The sequence below is a fragment of the uncultured Amnibacterium sp. genome (assembly GCF_964244015.1).
Taxonomy (GTDB): domain Bacteria; phylum Actinomycetota; class Actinomycetes; order Actinomycetales; family Microbacteriaceae; genus Amnibacterium.
In genome coordinates this window covers 1-6,003 of record NZ_CAXTHO010000152.1, presented here as the reverse complement: position 1 = coordinate 6,003, position 6,003 = coordinate 1, and the positions used below count along the sequence as shown (strand labels likewise).

Annotated in this window: 7 protein-coding genes; 3 read left to right on the top strand and 4 right to left on the bottom strand. The window is 72.5% G+C overall.

Annotation, left to right across the window (positions count from 1 at the left end):
• Positions 1 to 99: 99 nt before the first annotated feature.
• From ACFE67_RS13610 to hrcA, 3 genes are all read right to left on the bottom strand, one after another.
• Positions 100 to 816: a 16S rRNA (uracil(1498)-N(3))-methyltransferase gene (locus ACFE67_RS13610; protein ID WP_375407412.1), complete on the bottom strand. Its 717-nt coding sequence runs from the start codon at positions 814 to 816 to the stop codon at positions 100 to 102.
• A 4-nt stretch (positions 817 to 820) separates the two neighbouring features.
• A complete protein-coding gene (gene dnaJ, locus ACFE67_RS13605; protein ID WP_375407411.1) occupies positions 821 to 1,915 on the bottom strand; it encodes a molecular chaperone DnaJ in 1,095 nt (364 codons plus the stop codon).
• 66 nt (positions 1,916 to 1,981) lie between these two features.
• Entirely contained in the window at positions 1,982 to 3,016 is a 1,035-nt protein-coding gene (gene hrcA / locus ACFE67_RS13600) for a heat-inducible transcriptional repressor HrcA (RefSeq protein WP_375407413.1), read from the bottom strand.
• A 150-nt stretch (positions 3,017 to 3,166) separates the two neighbouring features.
• Here hrcA and ACFE67_RS13595 point away from each other — a divergent pair, with 150 nt between their 5' ends.
• Together ACFE67_RS13595 and ACFE67_RS13590 are read left to right on the top strand one after the other, a co-directional pair.
• A complete protein-coding gene (locus tag ACFE67_RS13595; protein WP_375407410.1) occupies positions 3,167 to 3,598 on the top strand; it encodes a DUF4870 domain-containing protein in 432 nt (143 codons plus the stop codon).
• A 27-nt stretch (positions 3,599 to 3,625) separates the two neighbouring features.
• Positions 3,626 to 4,006 carry a DUF4870 domain-containing protein gene (locus ACFE67_RS13590; RefSeq protein ID WP_375407409.1) on the top strand — a complete coding sequence of 127 codons (381 nt, stop codon included), beginning with the start codon at positions 3,626 to 3,628 and terminating at the stop codon, positions 4,004 to 4,006.
• Here ACFE67_RS13590 and hemW read toward each other — a convergent pair.
• On the bottom strand, positions 3,996 to 5,231 hold the full coding sequence (gene hemW / locus ACFE67_RS13585) for a radical SAM family heme chaperone HemW (RefSeq protein WP_375407408.1): 1,236 nt from the start codon (positions 5,229 to 5,231) through the stop codon (positions 3,996 to 3,998). The genes ACFE67_RS13590 and hemW overlap by 11 nt on opposite strands.
• Before the next feature lie 34 nt (positions 5,232 to 5,265).
• Between hemW and ACFE67_RS13580 the strand changes: the two genes are divergently transcribed.
• Entirely contained in the window at positions 5,266 to 5,949 is a 684-nt protein-coding gene (locus ACFE67_RS13580; protein ID WP_375407407.1) for an HAD family hydrolase, read from the top strand.
• Positions 5,950 to 6,003 lie beyond the last annotated feature (54 nt).

The window sequence follows — 6,003 nt, the reverse complement described above, 5'->3', positions numbered from 1 at the left end:
GCAGGCTGGTCGCCCTTCAGCAGGCCGTCACGGGCGATTCCAGCCTGCTGAAGGAACGACAGCCTGCCGAAGTGCTGCGCAGCGGGAAGCGCCGACCGGTCAGCGCCAGAGGCCGAGACGGACGGCCAGCGCCACGATCGCGGCCGGGCCGGCCGTCGAGGTTCGGAGCACCGTCGGGCCCATGCGCACCGGCGTCGCCCCGGCTGCGGTGAGCCGGTCCAGCTCCTCCGGCGCGATACCGCCCTCCGGGCCGACGACCAGGACCACGTCCCGATCGCTCGGCAGGTCCACGTCGACAAGACGCGTCTCCGCCGTCGGCTCCAGGAGGAGGATGGTGCCGCCGAGCGCAGCCAGGTCCGCGGTGGTGGCGAGCGGCAGCACCTCCACCGCCCACGGCCGCATCGACTGCTTGCCCGCCTCCCGCACGATCGCGCTCCAGCGAGCCCTCCCCGCGTCGACCTTCGGGCCGGCCCAGCGGGTGATGCTGCGGGCCGCCTGCCACGGCACGACCGCGGCGACGCCGAGCTCGGTCGCCATCTGGATCGCCGCCTCGTCGCGGCCGCCCTTCGCGAGCGCCTGCACGAGCACGATCCGCGGCACGGTCTGCGGCTCGTCATGGAGCGTCAGCACGCGCAGCTCCACGTGATCCCGCGCGACCGAGACCGCCTCCGCCTCCGCGACCCGACCGCGGCCGTCGCCGACGACGACCCGCTCCCCCACGCGGAGGCGCGAGACCTGCGCCGCGTGCCGCGCCTCCTCGCCCGTCAGCTCCGCACCCGCCTCCGACAGCGCCGCGGCGAGGTAGAAGTGGGCCACGGCCTCAGACGCCGAGGAAGCGGTCGCGCAGCTTCGCGAACAGACCCTGCTGGAAGTGGGAGAACTGCGGCGCCTTCTGCTTGTTCCGTCCCGCGAGCTGTCGGACCAGCTCCGTCGCCTTCGCGTCGAGCTTCGTCGGCGTCACCACCTGCACGCCGATCCGCAGGTCTCCGCGCCCGGACCCGCGGAGGCGGGTGATGCCGCGGGAGGGGATCGTGATGACCTCCGCGCTCTGGGCACCGGGGTGGATCTCGATCTCGACGGGGCCGTCGAGCGACTCGAGCGTCGCCGTGGTGCCGAGGATCGCGTCGGTCATCTGGACCTCGAGTGTCGCGAGCAGGTCATCGCCGGCCCGGCTGAAGACGTCGTGGTGCCGCACCTTCATCTCCAGGTACAGGTCGCCTGCGGGGCCGCCGGCCTGGCCGACCTCGCCCATGCCGGCGAGCTGCAGCCGGAGGCCGGTTTCGACGCCGCCGGGGATGTCGACGGGGATCGTGGTCCGGGCGCGGACCCGGCCCTGTCCGACGCAGTTGGTGCACGGGTACGGGATGACGGTGCCGTACCCGCGGCAGACGGTGCATGGGGTCGAGGTCATCACGTTGCCGAGCAGCGACCGGACCGCGCGCTGGATCTGGCCGCTGCCGCGGCAGATGTCACAGGTGGCGACGGAGGTGCCCGGCTGGGTGCATGCGCCGTGGCAGACGTCGCAGAGCACGGCCGTATCGATCTCGAGGTCGCGGTGGGCGCCGAACACGACGTCCTCCAGGTCGACCTCGACGCGCAGCAGGGCGTCCTGCCCGCGCTCCTGCCGCGACTTCGGGCCGCCGGAGCGCATGCCGCCGCCGAAGAACGACTCGAAGATGTCCCCGAAGCCGAACTGCTGGCCGCCCGCCTGGGAGCCGCCCATGTCGTACTCCTGCCGCTGCCGCGCGTCGGAGAGCACGTCGTAGGCGTGGGTGACGTCCTTGAACCGCTCGGACGCGTCCGCGCCCGGGTTCACGTCGGGGTGCAGCTGACGCGCCAGCCGGCGGTAAGCCTTCTTGATGTCGTCGGACGAGGCGTCGCGGGCGACGCCGAGCACTTCGTAATGGTCAGCCACGTGGGCCCTCCTGGTCGCCGCGGACGTGCGCGACGGGTCGTCGTGGCCGCCGTGCGGCCGGTGTGATCACTCCTCGCCGAGGAGCTTCGACAGGTACCGCGCCACCGCTCGCACGGCGGCGATGTTCCCCGAGTAGTCCATCCGCGTCGGGCCGAGCACCCCGAGCCGGGCGACCTCGCCGGCCGACGACCGGTAGCCGCCGGCGAGGATCGAGGTCTCCGCGAGCCCGACGAGCGGGTTCTCCCGGCCGATCGAGACGGAGACGCCCCGGTCGTCCAGCTCCATCTCGCGGAACAGGCGCATGAGCACGACCTGCTCCTCGATTGCCTCGAGCACCGGCAGGATGCTGCCGGGGAAGTCGCGTTCGGTGCGGGCGAGGTTCGCGGTGCCGGCGAGCAGGAGGCGGTCCTGCCGTCGGTCGTCGATGGTCGCGGCGAGCGCCGAACCGATCCGCTCGACCGCGGAACGCCGAGCGGGCGGCAGCTCCGCCGAGAGCGCGTCGATCGCGGGCGCGACGTCGGCGATCAACCGCCCGACGAGCGCCGAGTTGATGCGGGCGCGCAGCTCTGCGAGCGCGACGTCGTCGAACGGGTCCTGCTCCGGCTGCGGCAGCTCGACGACCCGCTGGTCGACCCGGCCGGCATCGGTGATCAGCACGACCAGCACGCGGCTCGGCGACAGCGCGACCAGTTCGACGTGCCGCACGTAGGACCGCGGCACCACCGGGATCTGCACCAGCGCGACACCGTTCGTCAGCTGCGCGAGCATGCGCACGGTGCGCGCCAGCACGTCGTCGAGGTCCGCGCCCTCCTCCAGAAAGGTCCTGATCGCGAGCCGCTGCGCCGTGGTCAGCGCCCGCACCTCCGCGAGGTGGTCGACGAACATCCGATAGCCCTTGTCCGTCGGCACGCGGCCGGAGGAGGTGTGCGGTGCCACGATGAGGCCGTCCTCCTCGAGGGCGGCCATGTCGTTGCGGATGGTCGCGGCCGAGACCCCGAACGTGTACCGGTCGACGATGGTCCGGGATCCGACCGGCTCGCGGGAGGAGACGTAGTCCTGCACGATGGCCCGCAGGACGTCGAGACCGCGCTCCGAGACCACCGCGCTCCCTCCGCCTGGCACTCCCTGCACCTGACTGCCAATTCTACCGCGCGTGACGCGCGGGTCTGGCGGCGCCTCCCGGCCTGTCGATACCCTGAGCGCCATCCGCCGGTGTGACGAGCACACCGACTGAGTGACAGGAGCCCCGCGATGACGGACCCCCAGCCTGCTTCGCCCGGTTACCCTCCGGCTGCCCAGCCCCTGTCGCCTGCCGACGAGAAGCTCTGGTCGACGCTCGCCCACGTGGGCAACGTCCTCGGTCTGCTGCCGTCGCTGCTGATCTTCCTGATCCTCGGCCCGCGTGGCCCGAAGGTGAAGCAGGAGTCCCGCGAGGCGCTCAACTTCGTGATCACGGCGATCATCGCGATCGTCGCGCTCGCGATCATCGGCGCCATCGCGAGCGGGATCGGCGCCGCCGCCCCGAGCGGCATCGGCCTGCTCTTCGGGCTGATCACGCTGCTGATCGGCCTCGTGCAGTTCGCGGTCTACGTGCTCGTGATCGTGTTCTCCATCGTGGCCGCCGTGCGGGTCAACAACGGCGGTTCGTACCGCTACCCGTTCGCGCTGCGACTCATCAAGTAACTCCTCTCGAACGGCAGGAACGACCTCATGTCCTACAACCAGCCCACCGCGGCCCAGCCGTTGAGCGAGAGCGACGGTCGACTGTGGGCGACGCTCACCCACCTCAGCGCGCTCGTCGGCATCGTGATCGGCGTCGGCACGATCGGCTGGCTCGGACCGCTCATCATCTTCCTCGTGTTCAAGGACCGCAGCCCCTTCGTGCGACAGCACGCGGCGACCACCCTGAACTTCCAGATCACCATGGCGATCGCGGCCATCGTCGCGATCGTGCTGTGGATCGTGCTGGTGGGCTTCCTGCTGACCGCCGCGATCTACATCATCACGATCGTCTTCTCGATCCTGGCCGCCGTCGCCGCGAATCGGGGCGAGCCGTACACCTACCCCCTGTCGATCAGGTTCATCCGGTAGCGAGCGGCAGGAGGCGGCGGACGACGGCGTCCGCCAGCAGCCGTCCCGAGCGGGTCAGCAGCACGCGCCCCGCGAACGCGGCGGGCGGGTCGACGAGTCCGTCCGCGATCAGGCCCGCGACCGCACGGCGGCCTGCAGCGCTGAGCCGCTCGACGGACATGCCGTCGCCGAGGCGGGTCTCGAGCAGCACGCGCTCGACGGCTCGGGTCTCGTCGTCGAGCGTCTCCCGGCCGGCCGCCGGCGACCCTCCGGCCGCGATCCGCTGCGCGTAGACGGCGGGGTGCTTCACGTTCCACCAGCGCACCCCGCCGACGTGGCTGTGCGCGCCGGGCCCGACCCCCCACCAGTCCTCGCCGGTCCAGTAGGCGAGATTGTGCCGGGAGCGCTGCGATTCGGCCTTCGCCCAGTTGCTCACCTCGTACCAGCGGTAGCCGGCCGCGCTGAGCCGGTCGTCGGCGAGCTCGTACATGTCGGCCTCGAGGTCGTCGTCCGGGCTCGCCAGCTCACCCGAGCGGATGCGGCGGGCCAGCGCGGTGCCGTCCTCGACGATCAGCGCGTAGGCGGACACGTGGTCGGGCTCGAGCGCCAGGGCGGTGTCGAGGCTGCGCCTCCAGTCGTCGAGCGACTCCCCCGGGGTGCCGTAGATCAGGTCGAGGCTGACGTCGAGCCCCGCGTCCCGCGCCCAGCCGACGACGAGCGGGACGCGCTCGGGGTCGTGGGTGCGGTCCAGCACCCGCAGCACGTGCGGGACCGCGGACTGCATCCCGAACGAGACGCGGGTGAAGCCCGCCGCCGCGAGCTCCGCGAGCCCGGCCGCGTCCACCGAGTCCGGGTTCGCCTCCGTCGTCACCTCGGCGCCCGGCGCGAGGCCGATCGCGTCCCGGACCGCGCCGAGCATGTGCACGAGGTCGGCGGGAGGCAGGAGGGTCGGGGTACCGCCCCCGAAGAACACCGTGCTCGCGCGTCGTGGCGGCAGCCCCGCCTGCTGCAGCACGGTCGCGGCGAAGGCGACCTCCTGCGCGGCCTGGCCGGCGAAGTCGCCGCGCTTCGCGCCCCGCAGCTCGTCCGCCGTGTAGGTGTTGAAATCGCAGTAGCCGCACCGCACCCGGCAGAACGGGACGTGGAGGTAGACGCCGAACGCCCGGTCGTCGGCCCCCTCCAGCACGGATGCCGGCAGCAGGCCGTCCGCGGGAGCGGGATCGGCGATGGGCAGGGCGGAGGGCACGAGGACCCATTGTCGACTCCGCCAGGATGGGTCGGTGCGCATCGAGCCTCGGAAGATCCTGCTCTGGGACGTCGACGGGACCCTGCTGCTGAACTCGGCGAGGGCGGGCACGTACTACCACCGCGCCATCCGCGACGTCGCGGGCGTCGGTCCGGCCCCTGACGAGCCGCACGCGGTCGAGCACGGCAAGACGGACGGGCAGATCCTCGCCGAGCGCCTCGAGCGCTGGGGCGGCGACCCCGCGCTGTTCGACGCGGTCTCGGCCCGGATGGACGAGCTGTCGGACGCCTACCTCACGGACGAGTGGCGGCGGGAGGCGGCGCCCGGCGTCGACGAGGCGGTGCGCGCCGTGGCTGCCGCCGGGTGGACGAACGGGCTGCTCACCGGGAACTCGCCCCACCGGGCGCGGGTGAAGCTGCAGGGCGCCGGTCTCGACGTCGACGCGTTCGACTGGGACCGCTCGTACTTCGGCGACCACCACCTGCGGCGCAGCGACCTCACGGCGGCGGCACTCGCCGACCTGGGCGACGCGACCGCGGTGATCCTCGGCGACACCCCGGCCGACGGGGAGGCGGCCGATGCGGTCGGCTTCCCGTTCGTCGCCGTCGCGACGGGCGCGTACGCGGAGGAGGCGCTGCGGGCCACCTCCGCCGTGCTGGTCATCCCGGACCTGGTCGAGGGCCTCCCGCGCGTCCTGGCGGCACTCGCGGAGCTGTAGGTGTTCACGGATCAGGGGATTCGGCGGCGCGGAGCGCCTGCCGAATCCCCTGAT